The sequence below is a fragment of the Sphingomonas sp. BE123 genome, assembly GCF_031456015.1.
In the GTDB taxonomy this organism is placed as follows: domain Bacteria; phylum Pseudomonadota; class Alphaproteobacteria; order Sphingomonadales; family Sphingomonadaceae; genus Sphingomonas.
Window position 1 is genome coordinate 376,062 of sequence record NZ_JAVDTW010000001.1, and the last position, 24,229, is coordinate 400,290.

The following is a 24,229-nucleotide window of genomic DNA, read 5'->3' on the forward strand; positions in this document are numbered from 1 at the left end:
AAGTCTGGCCATCACCGGGCTCAGAACGACTTACGCAAGGTTGCGCCGAACGTGCGCGGCTGACCCGGCGCGCCGCTGAACGAGCCCGCCTGCAGCACCGTCGGCGACGCAAAAATCAGATATTGGTCGTCGAACAGATTGCGCGCCCACAGGCTGACTCCAATCCCGCCCGGCGTGCGGATACCGATCGAAGCGTTGATCAGGTTCTGCCCGCGCGTGTACCCGGTCGCATCGATGACCGCCTGCTCGGCGGGGTTATCGACGAAGGGCGAGTCGCCGATATGCTGCCAATCTGCGCGCACGAATGCGTCCAGTCGGCCGATCGTGAAACTGTAATTGCCGCCAAGGCTGAACTGGGTCTTGGCAATGCCCTGCGGCTGCTGGCCGGAAACATCGATCCCGTTACCGAAGTTGGGGAAGGAATCGTAGACCGGGTCAAGGAAGGTTGCCCCGCCCGTCAGGGTCAGGCCGGCATAGGGCTTCCAGAGAAAATCGAATTCGACCCCGAAGGTCGACTGTTCGGCCGCATTGGCGAGCACGAAGCCGTTATCGGTGAACACATTGGTCTGGAAGTTCTTGATCGTCTGATCGAACACCGTGACGTTGAAGCTCAGCCGGCTGAAGCTGGCCTTGAGGCCGAACTCATAGACCTCGGAATCTTCCGGCCCGGCAAAGCGCGTGCCCGGCAGCAGGTTGACGAGATGGAGCCCCGCATTGGTGATTGGCGAGGGCGGCGTTGAATAGACCGGCCGCTGGGTGAAGCGATCGAACACCGGATTGCCCGCGGTATAGTCGGTCGGGAACGGGCGGCTCTGACGCGAGAGGTTCCACGAGGTCGCCTTGAAGCCGGTCGCATATGAGGCGTAGACATTGAGGTTGTCGGTCACCTCATATGCAAGCCGGACGGTGAAGTCGGTGCTGTTATCGTTGCTCCGCCCGTCTTCGACCGCGTTGGGATAGCCCAGAAAGGCTGGAAACGGTTGCAATGCGCGCAGCGCATTGAACGGGTTGTTCGGCCCCCGTGCCACTGCCAGCGCTTGTTGCTGAAGCTGGGCGTAGATTTGCGGGTTGGTCTGGATAAATGCGCCGACCTGGGCGGGATTGGTCGGATTGACGCCCCGGCCGACCAACAGCTGCGACAGGCTCGCAGCATAACCCAGCTGGTCAAGATTCTGGTTCGACAGCGCTTCGGTGCTCACCGCGTTCAGGCTGACGTTCTTCTCGTCTTCGGTGTAGCTGATGCCGAAGGTCGCGGTCAGCCGGTCGGTGAGGTTCAGATCGACCGTTCCGAAAATCGACCACGCGTTGTTGTCCTGGCGGCTATTGTCCGTCAGCCCCTGCCCTGCGCCGCCCAGCATGGGCGGGGCGGTCCCGGTGCTCTGGGTTATGAGGTTCGTGAGATTGAGCAGAACCTGCGGACTACCGACCAGGGAGTCGAGATAGGGGCGGTAATCTGCGCCATTGATGATCTGGTTGCCGACGTTCAGACGTTCGTCAAAATAGTAGCCGCCAAGGGTCCACTCGATCAGATTGCCCTTCCCCACCGACTGCAGCCGGATTTCCTGGGTGAAGGTTTCGATCTCGCTCTGCTGGCTGACCGCGCCGAACAGCGAGAGATCAGTAACGTCCGCATCGAAATTGGACTCATTCGTATTGCTGCGGAACGCGGTGATGCTGGTCAGCGCGGCAAAGCCCAGATTGAAATCGCCCTGCAGCGAGACGCCGGCATTCTCGATTTTATTGGCCGGGGCGACATCGTAGAATACGGTGTAGGAGAAGGGGTCTTCCGAAACGACCCGCCCGCCGATCGCGCGGATATTGGCACCGGTCGCCCCTTCGACCAGATTGGTGGCACCGCAGCATAGCTCGTCGATCTTGTCATAGTCGGCGATCAGGCGGAATGAGATGTCGCCCGACGGCTTCCACAGAATGTCCCCGCGCACGCCCCACCGATCCCGCTGGTTGTAGTCGGCGCCCGTGCCGAGATCTTCGAAAAAGCCGTCGCGGCGGTTGTAGTTGCCCGACAGCGCGGCGGCGAGGTTCGGGGCCAGCGGTCCCGTGACATAGGCGTCGAAACGGCGCAGATCGTAATTGCCGATGCTCGCTTCGACCGCTCCGCCAAACTCGAATTGCGGCTTGCGCGTGGTGACCGAAATGACCCCCGCCGAGGCGTTCTTGCCGAACAGCGTCGATTGCGGACCGCGCAGCACTTCGACGCGCTCGAGATTGGGCAGGTCCGAAATCGCAGCCGCCGAGCGCGAGCGATAGACGCCGTCGATAAATACGCCCACCGAAGGTTCAAGCCCGATCGCGTTCTGGCCGTTGCCAAAGCCGCGAATGAAGAAAGTGGTGTTGCCCGAGGTCTGTCCTTGGCGAACCGCCAGCGAAGGCACCAGCGTTTGCAGATCATTCAGATCCTGGATCTCGGCACGCTCGATATCGTCAGCACCGACCACCGAGACGGCGACCGGCGTTTCCTGAAGGGTCTGTTCGCGCTTGGTGGCAGTCACGATGATCACAGGGATCTGCCCCGCCTGCGCCTCTTCCTCTTTGACGGCCGCGTCAGCCCGCTCCTGAGCATGGAGCGGCGCAGCAAAGCCTACAAGCAGGGCTGACAACGCGCAGCCGACCGCCAGCGCGGAACGATGTTTGACAGACGGTTGTGCGCGAGATGCTCCCAGCATTCTTCCCTCCCCAAGTCGGCGCCGCCATTCATAGTGACGGCTGATCGATGCCATTAATGGTATACATTATCCCGGGGTGAGCAAGAGGGGAGTTGGGAGCCGCGTGCGTCGGCACTGCCCGCCCCCGGGACCACATGATTGCCAAGATTAATTTCATGCATTAATCTGCTGGCCATTGGTGAACAGCTTGTGCCCGAAGCCGCCCCCCGAGGCGAGAAAAGCGTCAAGTAGCACGACGGGAGGAAGGCCGGAAATGCTGAAGAAGATCGGGCTCGCCGCTCTTGTCGCGGTGCTGGTGATCGGCGCGGTCGCGTGGTTCAACCGCGCTGCGATCATTCAGGTCATCGCGCTCAATCGGGCCAAGGCCAACCGGATCGAGGCGGGACCGACTCGTCCGGTTCCATGGAACCAGGGCCCCGCGAAGGCGACCATGCCGCTCGCCGAACGCCCACCCAACATCATCTTCATCCTGCTCGATGATCTGGGCTATAACGACATCACCACCTTTGGCGGCGGAATTGCCGGCGGCCGGGTGCCCACCCCGAATATCGACCGGCTGGCTGCGCAGGGGGTGATCTTCTCACAGAGCTATGCCGGCACCGGCACCTGCGCGCCGTCCCGCGCGATGCTGATGACGGGGCGCTACCCGACACGCACCGGATTTGAATTCACACCGACGCCCAATGGCATGACCAATGTGCTGGCCGCCTTTGCCGAGAGCCGCGGTGAGAGCCCCATGCCCCGGATGGAAGTCAATCCGGCGATCAACGACGAGATCATGCCGTTCAAGGACAAGGGCCTGCCAAGCTCAGAGATCACCATCGCTGAACTGCTCAAGCAACAGAATTACCACACGGTCCATATCGGTAAGTGGCATCTCGGCAACAGCCCGCAATTCCTGCCCAACGCGCAAGGCTTCGATGAAAGCCTGCTGATGCACAGCGGCCTGTACCTGCCCGAGGACGATCCGAACGTCGTCAACGCAAAGCTCGACTTCGATCCGATCGACAAGTTCCTCTGGGCCGCACTCAGCTTTGCCGCGTCCTATAATGGTGGCGAACCGTTCAAGCCGGGCGGCTATCTCACCGACTGGTGGACGGACGAGACGCTGCGGGTGATTGACGCCAACCGCAATCGCCCGTTTTTTCTCCACCTCGCCCATTGGGCACCGCACACGCCGCTCCAGGCGACCCGCGCAGACTACGACGCGGTCGGCGCATTCCCGACGCATCGCGAGCGGGTCTATGCCGCAATGGTCCGCGCGGTCGATCGCAGCGTCGGACGCGTGCTCGACAAGCTTGAGGCCGAGGGGCTGGCCGAAAACACCATCGTCGTGCTCAGCAGCGACAACGGCGCGCCGGGCTATATCGGCATCCCCCAGGTCAACGCCCCCTACCGCGGATGGAAGATCACGCTGTTCGAAGGCGGCATCCGCGTGCCGATGTTCGTCAAATGGCCAGCGCGGATCGCGCCTGGGACGGTCGTCGATACGCCGGTCGCGCATATCGACCTGTTCCCCAGCCTCGCCGCTGCCGCAGGCGTGCCGCTGCCGCGCGACCGGGTGATCGATGGGGTGAACTTCATGCCGGCCGCCTCCGGGACCGGCCCGCTCAAGCGCAAGGATGATGCGATCTTCTGGCAATCGGGCCAATACCGCGTGGTCCGCGCGGGCGACTGGAAGCTGCAGGTGGATGGCAATCAGAACAAGCTATGGCTGTTCAACCTCGCCACCGACCCGACCGAGAAGACCAACCTTGCGAACAAACAGCCGCAAAAGGTCGCAGAGCTCAAGGCGCTGCTCGCCGCGCATCATGCCAACGCCGTGCCTTCGCTGTGGGCGCACAGCCTGATCAGCCCGATCGCGATCGACAAGACCCTCGACCAGAAGGTGGTCAAGGGCGACGAATATATCCTCTGGGCCAATTGAGGCGGACGCGCGCGCGGCCGGGTCATGCACTGGAGGTAGGGGAGGATCGCATATGAATATCGCGCTGGCCGGCCTGATCGTACTTGGCGGGATTGTCGTCCTTGCCATCGTCGCCGCCGGGACCACCGGCCTGCAGCAGCCGTCGCGGCGCATCTACCGGCACGACACGGTCATCTTCGCAGCGGTGCGGCAGGATGATCCGGCGTTGCGCCTGGTCGCTCCTGACGCCCTGTGGAATGCATCGGCCCAGTTCACGCTGATCGGTGAAGGCGAGCCTTACTGGACCCATTACTTGATCCTGCCGCCGGAAACACAGGCTCTGGCAGCGTTGCTGGACGATCCGGCGGTATTGGACTTGTTTGTGGCCGAGGTAGAATTGACCGCGATCCCGACCATCGCGCTTGGGGTGCTGCGATTGCGGCACCTGCTCGGAATGACCCGGCGGCCGTCCGGTCCGATGCCGACCAGGCTCGACACCATCGCCGGGCGGCCCGAATTGCTACCGACGATGGAGGCAATCGCCCGCGCGCAGGCCCAGCCGGACGGGCCGGTCACGATGATCAACTTCCTCGACTATCATGCCCGTTCCAAAGGCGACGCGGTGGACGGGCGCACGGACTATCTTCTTTATGGTCGCGAAGCCTTCAAGGCGGTCCATGCCGTGGGTGGGCAGTTCCTGTTTGCCGGGACCATCACCGCTATGCTCGTCCAGCCGCGCAGCCCCGACTGGCAGGCGCCGTGGGACGACCTGGCGGCAATGATCTATCCCGATCCGACCGCGATCTTCGCCATGGAGCAATTGCCCGCTTATCGCCGCGCGCTGGGCCAGCGGGACGCGGGGCTCAAGCGAACCCGCGTCATCGCGACTCGCCGCTATTGAGCGGTCCGACGGCGCATCAGTACACGGATCCCGCGCAGCGCGAGCCAGATCAGCGCGACAAACGTCAGCAGGAAGCCCCCGAGCACGCCATAGAGCCACGGATAGTTGCTGAGCAACCGCGCGCCGACATTGCGATTGACCTGGACCATGGAATCATAGCCTTTCGGCATCTCCAGCACGCCGACCCGCTTTGTGTAGGCCGCATATTCGGAAAGCATCCGGCGCATGATGGCCGGCGCGCTGGCGCTCAGATCGGTCGTCTCGCCCGGATCGCGCGCGAGGTTGTAGAGCCGCCACCGGCCATCGCCGACCGGGGGCACGCTGCGGGTAATCTTGTAATCGCCCAGATACAGCGCGGAATTGCCTGATACTTCCACTGCGCGGGCATCGTCCGGGCCATAGGCGCTTTCGGCCGCGCCGCTAAGGACCGGCATCAGGCTGCGCCCGGTAATCGGCTTGCCTGCGCTGGCTTGCGGATCGACCTTCAGCCATTCGAGCACGGTCGGGGCGATATCGGTGATCATCGCCGGGCTCGTGACCCGTCGCGGGGCGATGCCGGGTCCGGCCATGATCAGCGGCACGCGGATCCCGCCTTCGGTCGCGTAGAATTTGAACCACGCCCCCGGCGTCGCGGCGGCCGCGGCCCATTCGGGGCCGATAAAGCCCCAGGACCCGGGGCCGCCCATATTATCTGCGCCGATGTGGTAGCCGGTCAGCCTTTGGAACACCGAAAGCATGGCATTGTCGTCGCCGCGCGATGGCTCCGGCCCGTTGTCGGAGGAGACGATGAAGATCGTGTTCTCGTACTGGCCGCTTGCCTTGAGATGCTGGATCAGCCGTCCGATGTGGAAATCCATCGCCTCCAGCATCGCCGCATTGACTTCCATGCGGGCGGCATAGAGGGCACGGTCCTGGGCCGATAGGCTGTTCCAGGCGCGAAAATCGGGCGGCAGCGCGGCGAGCGGCGCGCCCTGCGGAATCAGCCCCAGCGCCTGTGCCCTTTGGTGGCGCGCCTTCCGCAGGACTTCCCAGCCCTGATCATAACGGCCCTTGTAACGGTCGATGAATTGCCGCGGTGCCTGCACCGGGATGTGGATCGCCTGAAATGGCAGATAAGCGAAGAACGGCTTGGCCGGATCAGTTTCAGCGAGATACTTGATCGCCTTGTCGACGATGAAGCGCGAGGAATAGAAATCCTCGGGCAAGCTCGCCTCGACCCCGTCCTCGAACCACGGCGCGTCTTTGTAATAGGGCATGTAGGACCGGTCGTCCCAATTGTCCGCTCCCGATGCCGCCAGCGCGAAGCTGCGGTCAAAACCATGGGCCTGCGGCATCTCACTTGCCGCCTCACCCATGTGCCATTTGCCGGCCATGATCGTCCGATAGCCCTGCGCCCGCAGCCGGTCGGCCAGCGTCAGGACGCCCGGTTCGAGCGCCATCTCGTACCCGGGCTTGCCGCGCTGCTCCTTGGGCAGGACTTCGGGTATGGTCGCGATGCCGGTCAGGTGCGCATCCATCCCGGTCAGCAGCATCGCGCGCGAGGGCGAACACAGGGGCGAGGCGCGGTATTGGGTGAACAAAGCCCCGCGCCCGGCCAGCGCATCGATATTGGGCGTACGCGCCTCGCCGCCATACGCGCCGAAATCCATCAGCGCGGCGTCATCGGCAAGGATGATGACGACATTGGGACGCTTGTCCGCGGTGCTGGCAGGCGCAGCCGCGCCCAGCAGTGCGGCGAAGGCGACGAGGGACGGTAGCAGTCTTGATCGCGGGGTCCGCATGGGCCGTTTCCTTCAGGTACGCCGCCTAGCGATTGGGTCCAGCCTCTCGCACAAGCACACGGCTTGCGGTGATCAGAATGGCGCCAATCACGATCTCGACTGCGACCATGTGGGCGAGGAACGCGGCACCATGAAACAGATACGCATTTGTCCGGTATGCGGCAGCGCCCAGTATCAGCACGGCCCCCGCGATGAACCACGGCCGCTCGCGCGTGATCAATGCCATCACGGTGAAGGTCGCAGCGCCCAGAAAGAGGGCACCAATGTCCATCTGGCTGCTCAAGCCAGCGCCGGTCAGCAAGGGCATTTCAAGCACCTTGGCCGCGCGCTCGGGGACAAGCAGCCAGAGCGCCGCGTTGGTGGCCATGAAGAGCGCAATGACGGCGACGAGCACCAGCAGAACTGTTCGACCCACTTGCATCCCCCAGACCTCCATCTTGTTAATGTGGTATATTATTCTTATGATTGATGTCAACGAACGGGCTGGCAGCGTTGCGAAGGTCAGCCTCGACTAAAACGGGGGACTGAATCATGCCAGCACGGCATGTTTGAACGACGGGGCCACTGACATGAGACAATCGGCGGTGAACATCAGGCGCATCGTGCAGCATGTGGGTGGACCAACATGAAGCGGTTGTTTCTTCCCGTGCTGCTAGCCGTCTGCGCCTGCGGCGAGGCGCCGCAGCAGAGCATTCCCAAACAGTCCGCCGCGGCCTGCACAGGACTTGCCGAGCCCGAAATGGTGTGGATCGCCGGTGGCCGCTACACGATGGGCGACGATGCCCGCTACCCCGAAGAGGGGCCCGCGCGCGAGGTCGAAGTCGCCGGCTTCTGGATGAGCCGGACCGAGGTTACCAACGCCCAGTTCGCCGCATTCGTCGCCGCAACCGGCTATCGCACCGAAGCCGAGCGTGATCCACCGGCGCTGCCCGGTGCCCCGCCCGAAATGCGCAAGCCCGGCTCGGCCGTGTTCCGGGTGCCCACGCCGGACAACAGCAATTGGTGGGCCTGGATCCCCGGTGCAAACTGGCGACACCCCTCGGGGCCGCAGAGCGCAATTGCCGGGCGCGATACGGATCCTGTGGTCCAGGTTACCTATAATGATGCACGCGCCTATGCCCGCTGGGCGGGGCTGAGCCTGCCCAGCGAAGAACAATGGGAGTTCGCCGCGCGTGCCGGCGCGGCGTCCTTGCCCGAGCCTAAAGATGCGTCGGGCAAGCCGACCGCCAACTATTATCAGGGCGCATTCCCCGCCCGCGACCTGGGCGAAGACGGCTTCACCGCGCGCGCGCCAGTCGGCTGCTTTCCGGCGAATGCCTTTGGCCTGCATGACATGATCGGCAATGTGTGGGAGTGGACGACGAATGAAAGTCGCCCGGGCCAGCCGACCAATGTGATCAAGGGTGGGTCCTATCTTTGCGCGGCCAATTACTGTGCCCGCTACCGCCCCGCCGCCCGCCAGTTTCAGGAACGCGACCTCGGCACGGACCATATCGGCTTCCGTGTCGTCCGGATGGCCCCCGGACCTGAGACCTAGTCATGTGAACCCAAACGCCAAGGAAGCACGCGGCACCGTCGGCGCCTTGGGGGCCGCGTCACCGACCCACGCGGTCGGTCTGTTTGAGCGCCACTTCCATCATCCGATGCGCGGTTTCTGAACCGCTGTTCTGATTTTGCCCGGTCACCAGCCGCCCATCGACGGCAGCATGGTTCGCGAAAAAATCACGGTAGGCGGTTTCGGCCCCGAACAGCGCACCGGCGGCACGCAAGTCGCGCTCGGGATGTTTCGGGGTAAAGCTGATGCCGAGTTCCCGGATCTGCTTGTCCGTTACCGCGGAAATTCGGCGTCCCAGCACCAACGGCTTACCGTTCGGGGCCTTTGCTGCAAGCAGGCCAAGCGGACCATGGCAGACGCCCCCAACCACGGCGCCGCCTGCATAGGCCCGGCTGATCTGAGCGCCCAACATGTCGGATTGCGCGAAATCATACGCGGCACCCCAGCCGCCCGCCAAAAAGACAATGTCGTAGGCGTCAATGTCGATATTTTGGATGGCTAAGGATTGCTGCACCTTCGCCATGAATTGCGGGTCCGCCAGAAACCTCCGGTCGTGCGGTGAGCGTAACGGCCAGCGCAGTGAAACCGGCTCTATCGGGATGTCGCCGCCCTTGATGCTGGCGATATCGACGTCCATCCCTGCGTCCAGAAACGCATAATAGGGTGCCGTCATTTCAGATGCGAACACGCCAGTTGCGTCGCCTGCGGGGTCGAGCGTGGCATGGCTGGTCGTGATAATCAACGCGCGCCGGCCCGCAAGATCTATCTTGGGTATCGCATAGTGCGGATGCAGACCCATCGCCGTCAGCGCGGACGGCAAGCCAAACCAGACCAGCGCGGAAAGCGCCAACGCACCGACCGCAAGATACGCAATCCATCGGTTCATCGCGAACAGGTCCCTACGGTTTCCTGAGTTCTGGTAATGGCATGCTGGGGCAGCGCTTTTGTCAGCGTCCGCCCCTATGGTCACATCAGATCGCGGCGTTCGATCGCCTTGCTGTCAGGGGGAAGTGAAAACAGCATCCCATCTTCGCCCACCACAATTTTGCCGTCGAACCGCGCGGGCGCGTCACCAAGGAAGGCGGGGTAGAGATAGGAATAGGGCAGCGGCGGCACGAGGTGCGAGAGCACCAGCATGCGCGCACCCGCCGCCTGCGCGCTTTCCGCCGCCTGCTCTGGCGTAGCGTGATAATCTTGAATGTCGTGAAAGATCTTGGCAGTATTAGCATTGCCTTGTGCCGCGAAAGCCGCCTCGATGTGCTTGAGCAACTGGGGCTGCAGGGCATCATGGACGATCAGGTCGGCGCCCTTGCAGATCGCAATCAGGTTTGCAGACTTGGCCGCGTCGCCGCTGATACACAATGCGCGCCCTTTATAGTCGAAGCGATATCCGACCGCGGGCTTGATCGGATCGTGATCGACCTTGAACGCCGTGACGGTAACGCCGCCGCCGCGCAGAATAATCGCGCTATTGCCCTTTATGGCAAAGGGCCGCGCCACGGCTCCACCACCGCTACTCGGAACCACCTCTTCTCCGTGGTGCGCGATCCGATAGGTTTTATCGAGTGCATAGGCAGCGTTGAAGCCCGCCACCACCTGCTCGACGCCTTCCGGGCCGTAGACAGGCAGCGGCGCGGTGCTCGCGCGGCGGGTCCAGTGGTACAGCATCAGCGGGCCGATGCCGTCGATATGGTCCGAATGGAAATGGGTGAGCAGCAACGCGTCGACATCACCGGCGCTGACACCCATCAGGTTGAGATTGCGGTTGCCATTCTCGCCCATGTCGACAACGAAAATCTGCTTGCCCGCGACAACGACGTTGCACGGGCCGGCGCGGTGCGGATTGGGCATGGGTGACCCCGTACCGCACAGCCCGACATGTAAGCCGTCACCAAGGCCGGACAGTTGGTTGCGGCCAGCCAATTGTTCCGCCGCGCGCTGGAACATGGCTGCGCCGACCTGCTTCTGGAACACAAAACCAGCTGCGATGACCGACGCCACAACGACCAAGAGCCCGATCGCGATTCGCTTCATCGTCTTTTCCCTTCGATCGATCTTTTGGCTTAATCGATCGCATTAGGCAATTGCTGGCGCATCGACGCCAACTGTCCGCTTTCTCCGTTATCCAGACCGAAAGCTGGCCCACAAAAAGCCGCGCGGGACTAGGCGGTGAGCAATCCCGATGGGTTGACTACAATGAGAGCGCAGGGTTTTCCGAACGACGGGGGGACGAGGCGGCGGGGACACTGATCGGGGCGCGGACAGACCGCGATCGCTCCACTCGAGCATGGCACGGCCATTCGCCTTGGCGACCCGGCCAACGGGATGCTCCCCCGCTCCCTGGTCGAACCGCAGTGCGATCGCGAGCGGAGACCCGGGCGCAACCCGCGTCATGCGCCAGTCTTCGAACGCGCGCGGCGGCGCGGTTTAGGCGCCTGACGCAGAACTCTGCGGGCCCCGGCGATATCGCTCCGCCTTTCGCGCGCGGGCCGATCGTTCTTGGGCGGTGCTCATGGGCCCGTTCCATGGGGCCGACCCGGAATATCGGACCGCGCAAAGTGGCGGAAATCCGTCGCTTTCGCGATAAAGTGGTCGGGGAGACAGGATTCGAACCTGCGACATCCTGCTCCCAAAGCAGGCGCGCTACCAGACTGCGCCACTCCCCGACGCGAAGCGGCTCGCCTATACAGGTCCGACCGCAAAGGCAATGCGCTGGTGGGCCCGGCAGGACTCGAACCCGCAACCTAGCCGTTATGAGCGGCCAGCTCTAACCGTTGAGCTACAGGCCCCGCCAGCACGCCCGCCGATTAGGGGCGTTCGTCCGCCCCCGCAAGCGCCGCGAGGATCTGGTCATGCGACGCCGGCGCAATCCCCAACCGGTCGAGCAGCGCGAACGCCTGTTCCCACCAGTTGCGAAACAGCGCCAGCTCGGCCGCATCACGGACATAGGGGGTATGGCCCGGCGCTGCCGAGGGCGAATGATAGGAAAACATCAGCAGCCGCACATCGCTGTCCGCCGCGACCCGGATCGCCTCCAGCGCCAGCGCGATCGGCATATCCTCCGGCGTCAGCGCCACCCGGCTGTGCAGCCGCAGGCGCGATGCGATGCCACGCCCGCGCGGGATCCGCCCCAGCGCACCATGCAGCCCCGCCCCGCCCCGCCGCATCGCGCCGGTATAGATCGTCGTCAGCGGAATCTCGACCAGCGCGCCATGGCCGGTGCGAAAGGCGTGGTTGGGGATCGCGCGATAGTCCGGCCCGCCTTCCCCGGCATAGCTATAGCCCGATCGCATCGACGTATCGACGCGATACCCCGCCGCCGCAAGCAGCGCGAGCGTCTCGGGGCCAAGGCCATAGCGCCCGGTCCGCATCATCACCGGCCGCGTGCCGAACGCCGCTGCGATCGCGTCGGTCAGCGCGGCGATCTTGGCCGCCTGCAGCGCGCGCGGCAGATTGCCGAGAAAGCTGTTGCGCGGGCTCACCGCCTCATCATGCGGCGGGTTGACCCAGGGGTGGAGCTGCGACCCGATCGCCGCCCCGCCATCCGCGACCAGCTGCTGCAGGATCGCCACCGAACGCGGGCAGCGCACGATCGGGTCGTCGATCATGTAGGTTGCCGGCACGCCATGCGCGGCGAACAGGGCATGCAGGTCGGGCAGCGCCGCCATCGCCTGTGTGTCGCGATGCTCCCGCGCCAGCGGCTGCGACCAGTCGAATTCTTCCTCGGTATCGACAAACACGGCAAAGCGCTGGCCGAATGCGTCCGGCCACGCGATCCGCGCGGCGGCAGCCGGCTTGCGCGGCCGATAGCCGACGGGTCTTGAGCGAGGGGCAGTGCGCAGCGTCACGCGCCGGGTTTAGCGCGCCTGTTCCAAAGACTTGGTTACCAGCGCCGGCAACTCGACCGTCATTGCGTCCGGCCCGATCGCCAGCGTCCCGCCAAGCTGGCGCGCAATGTTGCGAACCAGGCGCAGCGCAAAGCCGGTGCCGAGCAACGCGCCATCCTGCTGTTCATCGTCCATCGCGAACAGCGCGTCCCCGCCAACGCTCGCCAACGCGCGCGGCTGATCGAAACGGATCGCGACCCGGCCCGCATCGGCGGACACCGCGACGCCGACGCGTTCGCCCTCCTCTGCTGCCGACAACAGGGTCGCGAGCAGGCGCGACAGCATCCGCTCGATCGCCCGCGCGTCGCCGCGCACCGTCCGGTCCGCGATCGGCAGCGAAATCCACGCGCCGCGCAGTTCGGCCATCGGAGCGAGTTCATCGGCGATGCGCGCCAGCAGCGGACGCAGTGCCACGTCGGTCTCGCCGGGGTGGAAGGCGTCGGCATCGATCCGCGCGGCGATGTCGAGATCGTCGATCGCGGCCAGCAATGCGCGCGCATGGGTGCGGATCGTCCCGGCCCGCTCGCGATACAGCGGCGGGGCGTCGCCCAGCATCTCGCGCTCGATCATCTCGGCAAAGCCGGCGATTGCATTGGTCGGCGTGCGCAGCTCGTGCATCAGCTGGCGCAGCGAGTCCGCCGCCGGGTTGGCGCGCGGCGCTGCGACCGGGGCGGCGCTCTCTTCCCGCCGCGGGCGGCGCGCGGTGCCGCGATAGCCGGTGAAGCGCCCGGTTGCGCGATCAAAGGCCGGCGTCGCCGAAATCCGCCACTCCCCCGCGGCGTCGGATTCGCCGACAATCATCAGCCGGGCATCGCTGAACGGCGCGCGGCTGCGCAATGCACCGGCCGCAACGCCATCGGCGCGCGACTCGCCCGGCATCGAACTCAGCTCGAGCGACAGGCCAATGAGCGGCGCACGCGACACGCCCTCGACCCAGCGGATCGTGCCCAGCTCGTCGGTCTCGAACCGGAACCCATCGGCGCGCTGCGGCACCGGCAGCGTGGCCGCCCGCTCCTGCTGGCGCGTGTAAAAGGCGTCGATCCGCGCGACGACCTCGGCAATCTCGAACGGTCCGGCCTCGGCATCAGGCGCGTCGGGGCCGGGGCTCGCCAGTGCGTCATGCGGGGACTGGAGCGCGGATTCACTCATTTCGGGTAGGTGCGCCGCTTCCGCGTCGGGTGCAAGCGCAACTGCATCCGCATCCGCGTCGGATGGCGCAGCTTCATCTCCGGCGCCGCCCTGCGCCTGCTGCAGTGCCTGGACCACCAGCGGGATGCCCAGCGCAGCCGCGCCGACCGTCACGAACGGCGAGGTATCGGCCGGGACCTGCGCCGCCAGCACCGGCTCCGCCTCGGGCGGAGCGGCGTCAATGGCCGGTGCAACCGGTTCGTCGGGCTCCGCCGCGACCACCGCCTCGTCGATCGCTGCCTCCGCTACGGGCTCCGGCGCGGGCTCCGCTTCGGGTTCCGGTTCGACCGGCGCGGGTGCGCGCTCCAGCACCGGGCGAAGCCGCATGCGGATCCGCGTCTCGACCCGCTGCACGACGTCGAGCACCGATTCCATTGCAACCGGCGCATCCGGCTCGGCGGCATCCGCCGCGTCACCGGGTGCCGGGTCGACCGGATCGGGCTCATCACGATGCACATGCGCCGCGTCGGCAGCGGCGACGGTCTGCTCGGCCAGCTCCGGCTCCGGCTCGACCGGTATCTCGGGCTCAAGATCGGCCGCCGCCGCAGGCTCCGGCTGCAGTTCCGGCATCGCCTCCATGGCCGCATCCGCAGCGACCTCGGGTTCAATCTCGGGCGCCGCGACAGAATCTGGCGCGACGTCAGCGGCACGCGCTGCAGCCGCAGCATCGGTGACCACGAAATCTGCCGGGCCGAAACTCTCCAGCGCGCGCTCGATCCCGGGCGGCAGGTCGCGGCGTCCGCGCAGCACCGATCGCCCGGCGGCCGACAGGCGCGGCAGCAGCTCCACCCACTCGCCCGATGTCAGCCGCGCGGTGCGCAGGACCGGGGCGGCCACCGAAATCTCGTCGATCGCACACAGCGCCACCAGCGGGGCCGGCGGATTGACATGCTCCAGGCCCCGCGCGCACGCCGCGCGAACGCTCAGCGGCACATCGTCGCGAATCCGGCGAAGCAGGTTGAACGCGCGCACATCCGCCGCTACGCGCCGCCGTCCGATCAGGTCCACCAGCTGACGCCACGCTGAGGCCTTGCCGAACGATGTCGAAACATCGGCGGCCAGAACGGTCTCAAGGGTGTCGTCGTAACGCAAAATCGGGCTGTCCAATCGGGCCGCTGTTCGGCCGGTAAGGATTCCTTAACCCGAGCCAAGCCTCGCTGGGAACAGGAGAATTCATCCCGAAATGGTGGCGTCGCATAGTGGGACAATTGCGCTTGCAAGTAATTTAATTATGTCTAACGCACACGTGGCGACACAAGCATGCCGCACAAGGGAATCAACATGGCTTTCGACGATATCGACCGGCAAATCATGGCGCATCTGCAGGCCGATGGACGCATGACCAATGTAGAACTGGCCGACCGGGTCGGGCTTACCGCCCCGCCCTGCCTGCGCCGCGTCCGCGCGCTGGAAGAAAAAGGTGCAATTCGCGGCTATCATGCCGATCTCGACCCGGCCTGGCTGGGCTATTCGATCACGGTTTTTGCCATGGTCAGCCTCAAGAGCCAGGCCGAATCGGATCTTGAGGCGTTCGAGGCGCATGTCGCGTCGATCCCGGAAATCCGCGAATGCTACATGCTGAATGGCGATATCGACTTCATCCTGAAGATCGTCGCCCGCGATCTCAGCAGCTTCCAGCAGTTTCTGACGACGCGCCTGACCACCGCGCCGAACGTCGCGCATGTACGCACGTCGCTTACGATCCGTTCGTCCAAGTCCGAACCGGGCGTTCCCGTCGACGCCTGACACGGCCTGCGCGCTGCATGAAAAAGGGGGCGCCCTGTCGGGCCGCCCCCTTTTCCGTGGTGCCGCTGTGGCGTGCGATCAGGCAGCCTGATCCAGCCAGATCGTCCAGAACCGGGCCAGCTCGGCGCGCGCGCCACCGTTGATCCCCTGGAACACCGTCTTGGCTTCAGCCTTCTGGCCCTGCATCGCCAGCGCGATACCGAGGCGGCTGTTGACCAGCGCGGCATCGACCCCACCCTTCTGCAGCGCAATGCGGTACAGTTCGGCGGCCTTGGCGAAATTGCGGCTGCCCAGATAGGCGTCGGCGACATTCTTCGCCGCGGTGCCATTGGCCGCCGCCGCCGCGCTCTTCTCCTCGCCCGCCAGCGAGCCTTCCGCCTTTTCGCGGACCGTTGCCGAACGATACAGTTCGTTGGTCGCGACGTTGCTGGCCTGGACCTTGCCCGCCGCGCGGCCTTCCTCGATCACGGCCTTGGCTTCCCAGGGCAGACCGCGGCGCAGCGCCAGGTCGGCATATTCCTGATAATCCGCCTCGCCGCCCAGCGCCTTGCTCGCGCGCATCAGGCGCATCACGTCGAGCTGCAGATCGGCGTCGATCGTGGCACCCTTCTCGCGCGCCTGCTCCATGTAGACGTACAGCGCGGTGCGCCAGCCGGCCGGGCTGGGATAGGCGGCGATCTGGCGGCCGAGCCATTCGGTCGCGGCGGCCTTCTTGCCACCGCGATACAGCCGGTCGACCGCGAACTTGTACCAGGTCTCCGGCGCCTTGCGACCTGCCGCTTCCTCGGCCTTGATCGCCGCATCGATGCTGGCGACGCCGGCATCGAGCTGGCCCGAGTCGAGCTGCGCCTGCGCGATCTGCAGGTTGAGGTTGCCGCCATTGGGCACATAGCCCAGGTCGCGCGCCTTGATCAGGAACGGCAGCGCCTCGGCATATTTCTTCTGCTTGAGCGTCAGGTCGCCACGCACATAGTTGAACCGCCCGGCATCGGCCGGCTCGGTGCGCGGATGCGCGATCAGCAGGTCGAGCGCGCGGATCGTCCCGGCGTCGTCCTTCAGGTTGGCGGCGGTGGTCAGCCGGAAATTGGCGACATAGAAACGTTCGTCATCGGCGGTCGCCATCGCGTCGAGCGCGTCGAGCTTGGCGGCGGCGCCCTGGAAATCCTTCGCCTTGATCAGATTCTCGACCTCGATCGCAGCCTTGCGGAACGCGTCGCTGATCTTCAGCTTGGGCGCCTGCTCGGCGTCCTTCTTCTGCGCAGCGGCGGGGATCGATACCGCGGCGGGCGCGGCCAGCAGCACTGCAGCGGCGAGCGCAGCCTTGGAAACAGACTTCATCCGAAACTCTCCTTACGCGATGGGCGCAGCTATCGTCGCCACCGCTCTAGTAATCCGCCCCGCGCGGTCAAGGCGGGGAATCCGGCCCAGCATCATCTTGTCCCGCGCCTGAACGCATTTTGAACGCACCGGTTGCCCGCTTCGTGCGCGCGCGAGCGCGCGGGCACGCGCAGGTGCGCGGGCTTGGCAGGTAGCCACGGGGCGGCTAGAGCGGTCACAACACTGACACAACCCATCGAAAGCATCGCAACTTGACCGACGAGACCGTCCTCGCGGACCCTTCCGATATCACCCCCATCTCGATCGTCGACGAGATGAAGACCAGCTACCTCGATTACGCGATGAGCGTGATCGTGGCGCGCGCTTTGCCCGATGTCCGTGACGGCCTGAAGCCCGTCCACCGCCGCATTCTCTACGCAGCGCAGGAGGGCGGCTACCTCCCCGGCCGCGCCTATCGCAAGTCTGCCCGCCTTGTCGGTGACGTGATGGGTAAATATCACCCGCACGGCGACAGCTCGATCTATGACGCGATGGCGCGCATGGCCCAGGATTGGGCGATGCGCGTGCCGCTGATCGACGGTCAGGGCAATTTCGGTTCGATGGATCCCGATCCGCCCGCCGCGATGCGTTACACCGAAGCGCGTCTGGCCAAGGTCGCGATGTCGCTGCTCGACGATATCGACAAGGATACGGTAGACTTTCAGGACAATTACGACGGCTCCGAAAGCGAGCCGACCGTCCTCCCCGCCCGCTACCCGAACCTGCTCGTCAACGGCGCGGGCGGCATCGCGGTCGGCATGGCGACCAACATCCCGCCGCATAACCTTGGCGAAGTGGTCGATGCGTGCCTCGCCTATATCGACAATGGCGCGATCACGATCGAAGAGCTGATGGAGATCGTGCCCGGTCCGGACTTCCCGACCGGCGCGCAGATTCTCGGCCGCTCGGGCTGCCGCAGTGCCTACCAGTCGGGCCGCGGCTCGATCATCGTGCGCAGCCGCTACATCACCGAACAGCGCGGTGAGCGCCGCTCGATCGTCCTCACCGAAATCCCGTACCAGCAGGGCAAGAACGCGCTGGTCGAAAAGATCGCCGAAGCTGCGAAGGAAAAGCGGGTCGAGGGGATCAGCGACATCCGCGACGAATCGTCGCGCGAAGGCGTGCGCATCGTCATCGACCTCAAGCGCGACGCGACGCCCGAAGTCGTGCTCAACCAGATCTGGCGCAACACCCCGGCGCAGCAGAGCTTCCCGGCCAACATGCTCGCGATCCGCGGCGGTCGCCCCGAACTGCTCAACCTGCGCGACATCATTGAAGCGTTCGTCCGCTTCCGCGAGCAGGTGATCACCCGCCGATCGAAGTTCGAACTCGCCAAGGCGCGCGACCGCGCGCACATTTTGCTCGGCCTCGTCATCGCGGTCACCAACCTCGATGAGGTTGTCCGCATCATCCGCGGGTCGTCCAGCCCCGCCGCAGCGCGCGAATCGCTGCTGATGCGCGACTGGCCAATTGCCGAGATCGCGCCGTACATCCGCCTCGTCGAAGCGGTGGAGACCGAGGTCAGCGGCGACACCTATCGCCTGTCGGACGTTCAGGTTCGCGCGATCCTCGACCTGCGGCTGCACCGCCTGACCGCTTTGGGCCGCGACGAGATTGGCGACGAGCTGAAGGAACTCGCGGACTCGATCGCCGAACTGCTCGAAATCCTCGCCAACCGCGCCAAGCTCTACGAAGTGCTGCGCGAAGAGCTGGTTGCCGTGCGCGACCAGTATGCGACGCCGCGCCGCACCGAAATCGCCGCCGCCGCCGACGGGATCGAGGACGAAGACCTGATCGAGCGCGAGGACATGGTCGTCACCGTGACGATGCAGGGCTATATCAAGCGCACCCCGCTCGACGCCTTCCGCGCCCAGGCGCGCGGCGGCAAGGGCCGCGCCGGCATGGCGACCAAGGACGAGGACGCGATCACCGAGCTGTTCGTGACCTCGACCCATACCCCGGTGCTGTTCTTCTCCACCCTCGGCCGCGTCTATCGCATGAAGGTGTGGAAGCTGCCCGAAGGCGGCCCCGCCACGCGCGGGCGGCCGATGATCAACCTCCTGCCGCTCGCGGCCGGGGAAACCATCTCGACCGTGCTCCCGCTGCCCGAGGACGAGAGCGAGTGGGGCAAGCTCCACGTCATGTTCGCGACCGCCAAGGGCAATGTCCGCCGCAACTCCATGGACGCGTTCACCAACGTGCCTAGCAACGGCAAGATCGCGATGAAGTTCGAGGGCGAGGACGAGGATGACCGCCTGATCGGCGTCGCCCTGCTCGACGAGGGCGACGACGTCCTGCTCGCCAGCCGCGCGGGCAAGGCGATCCGCTTCGCCGGCGACGAAGTCCGCGAATTCCAGAGCCGCAATTCGACCGGCGTGCGCGGCATGCGCCTGCTGGGCGACGATCAGGTGATCTCGCTGTCGATCCTCCACCGCGTCGGCACCACGGCCGAGGAGCGCGAAGCCTATCTCCGCTTCGCCCCGTGGAAGGCGGAGAAGGAAGGCGAGCCCGATTTGTCGCCCGAACGGTTCGAAGAGCTGCGCGCCAAGGAGCAGTTCATTCTGACCGTCTGCGCCAATGGCTATGGCAAGCTCAGCTCCGCCTATGAATATCGCCGCACCGGTCGCGGGGGTCAGGGCATCACGAACATCGACAATATCGCGCGCAACGGCGCGGTGCTGGCCAGCTTCCCGGCGACCCAGTCGGACCAGCTGATGCTGGTGACCGACCAGGCCAAGATGATCCGCCTGCCGCTCAGCTCGTTGCGCGTCATCGGGCGCGGCTCGGCCGGCGTGCGCCTGTTCCACGTCGCGCCGGGCGAGCAGGTCGTCTCCGCCGCGCGGATCGAGGAGAGCGAGGAGGACGCCGAGGTCAATCTGGCCGATGGCGAAACCGAAACCGCTGCCCTGCCCGACGCCACCCCCGGCGACGACCTCGCCGCGGGCCCCGAAGGCGGCGAATGATCTTCGTACCGTAACCGAAATGGACTAGGCTCCCCCGGCCAGCATCCGGGGGAGCCGTCCCATGCAATACAGCCTGCTGAAATCACGCATTGCCGCCGCCGATCGCCCGCGTGTCGTCGCGCATCTCCAGCGGCTGATCGCCCAGCTCGACCGCGACATCCCGGACAAGGACAGCGAGCGCAACCTGCTGCTCGCCACCTGGAACATCCGCGATCTCGGCAAGGCCGGCAAAGGCTGGGGCCATGGCAACCGCCTCCCCGAAAGCCTGTTCTACATCGCCGAGATCATCTCCCGCTTCGATTTCGTCGCGGTGCAGGAGGTGAACGAGCTGGGCCCTTGGTACGACATCATGGCGATCCTCGGCCCCGATTGGGACTTCATCGCGACCGACGTCACCCATCGCAAGCTCGGCGGCAATGGCGAGCGGCTGCTCTATGCCTTCGACAAGCGCAAAGTATGGTTTCAGAAGATCGCGGGCGAGATCGTCCTGCCCGCCGACATGCTCATCTCCGCCACCACCGGCACCAGCACCGACAAGCTGGCGCAAGGCAAGCAGTTCCGCCGCACCCCGTTCATGGCGCGCTTCCAGTCGGGCTGGTTCAAGTTCGATATCTGCACCGTCCACCTCTATTATGGCGATGAGCGCGGCGCGGAACTGCAGGAGCGCATCGCGGAGATCGACCGCGTCGCCAAATATCTCGCCAGTCTCGCCGACATCGCCCGGGACAGTGGCCGCGCGACGATCCTGCTCGGCGACTTCAACATCGTCCATCCCGAGCATGAGACGATGAAGGCGCTCAAGGCGCACGGCTTCAAGACCCCCAAGCGGCTCGACGCGCCCAGCAATCTCGACCGCACCAAATATTACGATCAGATCGCCTTCATCGCCGACCCGGCGGTGATCGACTATATCGACAGCGGCCCCGCATCGGCGCGCAATGCCGGCATCTTCGAAATCTTCGAAAGCATCTTCCGCCCCGAGGATTTGCCCGATTATCAGGCCGCCGCCGCAGCGACGACCGAGGGCAAAAAGGCAACCGACCTCGCCAACTATTATGCCGACGACTGGCGCACCTGGCAGATTTCGGATCACAAGCCGCTATGGGTGCGTTTGAACACCCATCACGCCGCGCGCTATCTCGCGACGCTCGCCGGCACTTGAAGGAATTGAAATGTCTCGTCCCACCACCGCCTACAAGGTGCTGACCGCTCCCCAGATGGCCGATCTCGAGGCGGGCCGGTTCGAGGGCGCGCCGATCGACATTCAGGACGGCTATATCCACCTCTCCACCGCAGCCCAGCTGACCGAGACGGTCGACAAGCATTTCGCCGACCAGCCCGACCTGTGGGTCGCGGCCGTCGATCTCGACGCGCTCGGCGACGCGATCCGCTGGGAAGTCTCGCGCGGCGGCGCGGAGTTCCCGCACCTCTATGGCGCACTCACGCTCGAGACGGTGGTGGCCTATTCCCCGCTCGAGCGAACTGAAGACGGTTCGGTCGCGCTGCCAGTCACCGGCTAACCGATCGTCCCCGGCGTTGAGCCGGAGTCGGGCTTCTTCGCAGCGCAGGGTCGCGACGGTGCCGGCGCCCGCGCCGCTGCTTATGCCGCGAACACTTCGTCGGCAAACAGGTCCACCACCTCGACGCCTTCGCCCTCCGCCTCCAGCAACAACGTTCGGTGGCAGAGGCATGGATCCCGCTCGAAGCACAGCAACGCGCTCGGCGTCTCTGCGATCAACGCCCGCATTTGTGCCGCCTGCGCCTGCGCTTCCGGCAGCTCGAGCGCTGTCCGGCATAGACCGCCTCGAGCGTCCGCCGATCGCCCTTCTTGGCTGCATCGCGGCCCGGCTTGGGTGTCCCCAACGCCTTTAGGTGCACATAGCCGATGCCCCGCTCCGCCAGCGCCGCCGCCAGCGACGATTTCGAAAAGCCAGGCCGACGCGAGAGCGGCAATTGCCGCACGTCGATCACCTGCCGCACCCCTGCCTGCTCCAACGCCGCAAGAAACGATGCGATCGTCGCCCCCTCATATCCGATGGTGAAAACCAAGATTGACTCCCCTGATTTCTGTAATTACAGAAATTACATCATGACCCGTTTCGCAGAGCATCCCGACGCAAAGGCCTTCATCCTCCACTGGGGTGAGATGGGAACGCATTGGGGCGTCAACCGCTCCGTCGCGCAGATCCACGCGCTGCTTTACCTTGCCGACCGCCCGCTGCACGCCGATGAGATCGTCGAAACGCTCGGCCTTGCCCGCTCCAACGTCTCGACCGGGCTCAAGGAACTACAGGGCTACAGCATCGTCCGCCGCGTCCATGTCGAGGGCGACCGTCGCGATCACTTCGTCGCGGAAACCGACCTGTGGGACATGCTCATGCGCATCGTCGCCGAGCGCAAGCGGCGCGAAATCGACCCCACGGTGCAACTCCTCGGCGAACTCGCCCAACGCCTCGCCGCCGACCAGAGCGCCCCGACGCAGGTGCGCGAGCGGATCGGGCGGATGCACGAATTCATCGGCACCCTGGGCGGCTGGTACGACCAGGTCCGCGTCCTGCCCAAGCCAACCCTCGTCACGCTCATGAAGCTTGGCGGGAAAGTGGCACGCTTCATTCCCGGCGCTTCGAAAAAGGACTGACCCCGTTCTGCTCGCCCGACATTCGCACGCCAATCAGTTTCGGTATTTCCAGAAATAACTGCAAGGAGAAGTACGATGATCGAGACCGTCTATGCGCTCTATCTCGCAATCACCATCGCGCTCACCATCTGGGTCGCGCGGACGCTCAGTCGCAACGGCATCGTGTTCCTGATGCAGTGCTTCGGCCAGAATGAGACGCTGGCGCACTCCACGAACCATCTGCTTGTCGTCGGCTTCTATCTGATCAACCTCGGCTTCATCACCCTGACGCTCAGCCTGGGGAATGAACCGACCACGGTTCCGGAAGCAATCCGCTTCCTCAGCAGCAAGGTCGGGCTAGCGGTGATCGTGCTCGGCGCGATGCACTTCTTCAACATGGGCGCGATCGCGCAATTCGGGCGCAAGGTGAACAGCTGGCTCAGTCACGAAGCGCGGCCGGCCGCCGCCTGACCAGGTGCGGCGCATCTCGCAGCGGATGCGCCGCATCCCCCTGATCCGCGCCATCACCGGAGACCAATGATGCACGTCCGCTTCTATCGCGGTGGATTCGTTGCCACCCTCGCCGCCGGGCCGATCTTTCTGTCGACCCTCGGCCTTGCACCGCTGGCGCTCGACCCGGCCCGGTCAATGGCACTGCATCCCGTCGTGGTCGATGGTGCGGTGATGCTGCCAGTAACCGCCGCGTCGATCGTGCTCGGGTCCGTCCTCGCGGCGCTGCCGGTGTGGCTGGGTGGAACCGCGATGGGCTGGATCGCAGCCCGCAATCCGGGGCTGGCCCATCCGGCAGCGTGGGCGCTCGTTGGCGGGGCGACCACCGCGGCTGCCGCGGCCGCGCTCGACTTCGCTCCCGATACGCCGATCGGCTTTGCCTTGATCGCGACCGGCGCAATGTGCGCGACGATCGTCCGCTACGGCACCCGCTGGTCCGACGACAGCGCCCCACCGACCCCCCACGCGATCAACGCCTGCGCTGCGAAGTAAGTGGGCCAGATCAACAGGCCGGGGATCGCCGACCCTTCCAGCGGTCCGAAGCGCGAGAAGATCAGCAGGTCCGAAATGACGAACAGCACCGCGCCCAGCCCGACGCGATAGCGCGGAAAGCGGCTGGTCCACGCCAGCGCGGCCATCACGCCCAGAAATGCCGAATAGGCCCCCGCCTGCACCGCCCCGCCCGCCGGAGCCGCAAACAGCGCCGCAATCCCGATCGTCGCCGGGGCCAGCAGCCACCCAAACGCCTTCTGGCTCACCGTTAACGCCGTCCGCCGGTTGCGCAGATACAGCACGCACGCGGTCAGATGCCCCGCCGCAAACGCCGCGCCGCCGACCACCAGCCCGTGCGTCTCCAGCAACAAATCGCCCAGCGCCCCCAGCGCCAGCGCGCCGGTGAGCAGCCACCCGTCCACGCCCCGCGCCCGCGTCGCCGCCCATAGCGCGAGCAGCGCCACGCCACTCGTCTTCCATGCCGGACCCCACACGCCCGGATCGATCAGTCCCCATGCCTCCAGGCAGTAACTCGCCCCCGCGATCACCGCCGCCCCGAACAGCCACCCCATCGCATCCTCTTTCCTACAAGGCCCCGCTTCGCGTAAGGGCGTCGCAGGGG

General features: G+C 65.3%; 19 protein-coding genes, 2 tRNA genes and 1 pseudogene. 10 read left to right on the forward strand and 12 right to left on the reverse strand.

All coding sequences use genetic code 11. The features are described 5' to 3' along the window. Nucleotides 1–20: 20 nt before the first annotated feature. Nucleotides 21–2,618 carry a TonB-dependent receptor domain-containing protein gene (locus J2Y54_RS01735; RefSeq protein ID WP_310036439.1) on the reverse strand — a complete coding sequence of 866 codons (2,598 nt, stop codon included), beginning with the start codon at nt 2,616–2,618 and terminating at the stop codon, nt 21–23. Between the two features lie 319 nt (nt 2,619–2,937). Here J2Y54_RS01735 and J2Y54_RS01740 point away from each other — a divergent pair, with 319 nt between their 5' ends. After that, entirely contained in the window at nt 2,938–4,611 is a 1,674-nt protein-coding gene (locus J2Y54_RS01740) for a sulfatase (protein WP_310036441.1), read from the forward strand. A 52-nt stretch (nt 4,612–4,663) separates the two neighbouring features. Next, nucleotides 4,664–5,491 carry a hypothetical protein gene (locus tag J2Y54_RS01745; RefSeq protein ID WP_310036442.1) on the forward strand — a complete coding sequence of 276 codons (828 nt, stop codon included), beginning with the start codon at nt 4,664–4,666 and terminating at the stop codon, nt 5,489–5,491. On the opposite strand, the gene J2Y54_RS01750 is transcribed toward J2Y54_RS01745, so the two are convergent. Together J2Y54_RS01750 and J2Y54_RS01755 are read right to left on the reverse strand one after the other, a co-directional pair. Then, a complete protein-coding gene (locus J2Y54_RS01750) occupies nt 5,485–7,272 on the reverse strand; it encodes a sulfatase-like hydrolase/transferase (protein ID WP_310036443.1) in 1,788 nt (595 codons plus the stop codon). The two genes, J2Y54_RS01745 and J2Y54_RS01750, sit on opposite strands and share 7 nt — an antisense overlap. A gap of 25 nt (nt 7,273–7,297) precedes the next feature. Next, nucleotides 7,298–7,693, reverse strand: coding sequence for a hypothetical protein (locus J2Y54_RS01755; protein ID WP_310036444.1), 396 nt, complete (start codon nt 7,691–7,693; stop codon nt 7,298–7,300). 204 nt (nt 7,694–7,897) lie between these two features. Here J2Y54_RS01755 and J2Y54_RS01760 point away from each other — a divergent pair, with 204 nt between their 5' ends. Further along, entirely contained in the window at nt 7,898–8,809 is a 912-nt protein-coding gene (locus tag J2Y54_RS01760; protein WP_310036445.1) for a formylglycine-generating enzyme family protein, read from the forward strand. A 58-nt stretch (nt 8,810–8,867) separates the two neighbouring features. Here J2Y54_RS01760 and J2Y54_RS01765 read toward each other — a convergent pair whose 3' ends face one another. The 6 genes from J2Y54_RS01765 to J2Y54_RS01790 form a co-directional block, all read right to left on the reverse strand. Next, nucleotides 8,868–9,713 (reverse strand): type 1 glutamine amidotransferase domain-containing protein, encoded by an 846-nt coding sequence (locus J2Y54_RS01765; RefSeq protein WP_310036446.1) that lies wholly within the window; start codon nt 9,711–9,713, stop codon nt 8,868–8,870. Between the two features lie 80 nt (nt 9,714–9,793). Next, nucleotides 9,794–10,861: an MBL fold metallo-hydrolase gene (locus J2Y54_RS01770; protein WP_310036447.1), complete on the reverse strand. Its 1,068-nt coding sequence runs from the start codon at nt 10,859–10,861 to the stop codon at nt 9,794–9,796. Nucleotides 10,862–11,416: 555 nt separating this feature from the next. Further along, nucleotides 11,417–11,493: transfer RNA gene (locus J2Y54_RS01775), tRNA-Pro, on the reverse strand. A gap of 47 nt (nt 11,494–11,540) precedes the next feature. Further along, a tRNA-Ile gene (locus tag J2Y54_RS01780) sits at nt 11,541–11,616 on the reverse strand. Nucleotides 11,617–11,634: 18 nt separating this feature from the next. After that, nucleotides 11,635–12,675 carry a WalW protein gene (locus J2Y54_RS01785; RefSeq protein WP_310036449.1) on the reverse strand — a complete coding sequence of 347 codons (1,041 nt, stop codon included), beginning with the start codon at nt 12,673–12,675 and terminating at the stop codon, nt 11,635–11,637. Between the two features lie 9 nt (nt 12,676–12,684). After that, nucleotides 12,685–14,994: a HAMP domain-containing sensor histidine kinase gene (locus J2Y54_RS01790; protein ID WP_310036450.1), complete on the reverse strand. Its 2,310-nt coding sequence runs from the start codon at nt 14,992–14,994 to the stop codon at nt 12,685–12,687. A gap of 189 nt (nt 14,995–15,183) precedes the next feature. Between J2Y54_RS01790 and J2Y54_RS01795 the strand changes: the two genes are divergently transcribed. Beyond that, entirely contained in the window at nt 15,184–15,648 is a 465-nt protein-coding gene (locus J2Y54_RS01795; protein WP_310036451.1) for an Lrp/AsnC family transcriptional regulator, read from the forward strand. Nucleotides 15,649–15,726: 78 nt separating this feature from the next. Here J2Y54_RS01795 and J2Y54_RS01800 read toward each other — a convergent pair whose 3' ends face one another. Further along, the gene (locus J2Y54_RS01800; protein WP_310036452.1) at nt 15,727–16,986 is read right to left on the reverse strand and encodes a hypothetical protein; all 1,260 of its coding nucleotides are present in this window, start codon (nt 16,984–16,986) and stop codon (nt 15,727–15,729) included. Nucleotides 16,987–17,237: 251 nt separating this feature from the next. Here J2Y54_RS01800 and gyrA point away from each other — a divergent pair, with 251 nt between their 5' ends. From gyrA to J2Y54_RS01815, 3 genes are all read left to right on the forward strand, one after another. Continuing rightward, complete coding sequence (gene gyrA, locus J2Y54_RS01805) at nt 17,238–19,988, forward strand: DNA gyrase subunit A (protein WP_310036453.1); 2,751 nt, start codon at nt 17,238–17,240, stop codon at nt 19,986–19,988. Nucleotides 19,989–20,049: 61 nt separating this feature from the next. Then, nucleotides 20,050–21,150 carry an endonuclease/exonuclease/phosphatase family protein gene (locus J2Y54_RS01810; RefSeq protein ID WP_310036455.1) on the forward strand — a complete coding sequence of 367 codons (1,101 nt, stop codon included), beginning with the start codon at nt 20,050–20,052 and terminating at the stop codon, nt 21,148–21,150. Between the two features lie 10 nt (nt 21,151–21,160). Beyond that, nucleotides 21,161–21,508, forward strand: a complete 348-nt coding sequence (locus J2Y54_RS01815; RefSeq protein ID WP_310036456.1) for a DUF952 domain-containing protein — start codon at nt 21,161–21,163, stop codon at nt 21,506–21,508. A gap of 80 nt (nt 21,509–21,588) precedes the next feature. Here the strand turns inward: J2Y54_RS01815 and J2Y54_RS01820 are convergent. Beyond that, a pseudogene (locus tag J2Y54_RS01820) lies at nt 21,589–22,040 on the reverse strand (DUF488 family protein). A 37-nt stretch (nt 22,041–22,077) separates the two neighbouring features. Between J2Y54_RS01820 and J2Y54_RS01825 the strand changes: the two are divergent. From J2Y54_RS01825 to J2Y54_RS01835, 3 genes are all read left to right on the forward strand, one after another. Then, nucleotides 22,078–22,626: a MarR family transcriptional regulator gene (locus J2Y54_RS01825; protein ID WP_310036457.1), complete on the forward strand. Its 549-nt coding sequence runs from the start codon at nt 22,078–22,080 to the stop codon at nt 22,624–22,626. A gap of 75 nt (nt 22,627–22,701) precedes the next feature. Continuing rightward, the gene (locus tag J2Y54_RS01830; RefSeq protein WP_310036458.1) at nt 22,702–23,076 is read left to right on the forward strand and encodes a hypothetical protein; all 375 of its coding nucleotides are present in this window, start codon (nt 22,702–22,704) and stop codon (nt 23,074–23,076) included. A 69-nt stretch (nt 23,077–23,145) separates the two neighbouring features. Continuing rightward, nucleotides 23,146–23,607: a hypothetical protein gene (locus tag J2Y54_RS01835; protein ID WP_310036459.1), complete on the forward strand. Its 462-nt coding sequence runs from the start codon at nt 23,146–23,148 to the stop codon at nt 23,605–23,607. Here J2Y54_RS01835 and J2Y54_RS01840 read toward each other — a convergent pair. Then, entirely contained in the window at nt 23,535–24,179 is a 645-nt protein-coding gene (locus J2Y54_RS01840; RefSeq protein ID WP_310036460.1) for a lysoplasmalogenase family protein, read from the reverse strand. The genes J2Y54_RS01835 and J2Y54_RS01840 overlap by 73 nt on opposite strands. Nucleotides 24,180–24,229 lie beyond the last annotated feature (50 nt).

Coding starts and splice junctions, on each gene's coding strand:
- J2Y54_RS01760 (WP_310036445.1), top strand. CDS start 7,898: ATGAAGCGGTTGTTTCTTCCCGTGCTGCTAGCCGTCTGCGCCTGCGGC.
- J2Y54_RS01765 (WP_310036446.1), bottom strand. CDS start 9,713: ATGAACCGATGGATTGCGTATCTTGCGGTCGGTGCGTTGGCGCTTTCC.
- J2Y54_RS01835 (WP_310036459.1), top strand. CDS start 23,146: ATGCACGTCCGCTTCTATCGCGGTGGATTCGTTGCCACCCTCGCCGCC.
- J2Y54_RS01815 (WP_310036456.1), top strand. CDS start 21,161: ATGTCTCGTCCCACCACCGCCTACAAGGTGCTGACCGCTCCCCAGATG.
- J2Y54_RS01745 (WP_310036442.1), top strand. CDS start 4,664: ATGAATATCGCGCTGGCCGGCCTGATCGTACTTGGCGGGATTGTCGTC.
- J2Y54_RS01825 (WP_310036457.1), top strand. CDS start 22,078: ATGACCCGTTTCGCAGAGCATCCCGACGCAAAGGCCTTCATCCTCCAC.
- J2Y54_RS01755 (WP_310036444.1), bottom strand. CDS start 7,693: ATGCAAGTGGGTCGAACAGTTCTGCTGGTGCTCGTCGCCGTCATTGCG.
- J2Y54_RS01840 (WP_310036460.1), bottom strand. CDS start 24,179: ATGGGGTGGCTGTTCGGGGCGGCGGTGATCGCGGGGGCGAGTTACTGC.
- J2Y54_RS01800 (WP_310036452.1), bottom strand. CDS start 16,986: ATGAAGTCTGTTTCCAAGGCTGCGCTCGCCGCTGCAGTGCTGCTGGCC.
- J2Y54_RS01810 (WP_310036455.1), top strand. CDS start 20,050: ATGCAATACAGCCTGCTGAAATCACGCATTGCCGCCGCCGATCGCCCG.
- J2Y54_RS01740 (WP_310036441.1), top strand. CDS start 2,938: ATGCTGAAGAAGATCGGGCTCGCCGCTCTTGTCGCGGTGCTGGTGATC.
- J2Y54_RS01770 (WP_310036447.1), bottom strand. CDS start 10,861: ATGAAGCGAATCGCGATCGGGCTCTTGGTCGTTGTGGCGTCGGTCATC.
- J2Y54_RS01795 (WP_310036451.1), top strand. CDS start 15,184: ATGGCTTTCGACGATATCGACCGGCAAATCATGGCGCATCTGCAGGCC.
- J2Y54_RS01750 (WP_310036443.1), bottom strand. CDS start 7,272: ATGCGGACCCCGCGATCAAGACTGCTACCGTCCCTCGTCGCCTTCGCC.
- J2Y54_RS01830 (WP_310036458.1), top strand. CDS start 22,702: ATGATCGAGACCGTCTATGCGCTCTATCTCGCAATCACCATCGCGCTC.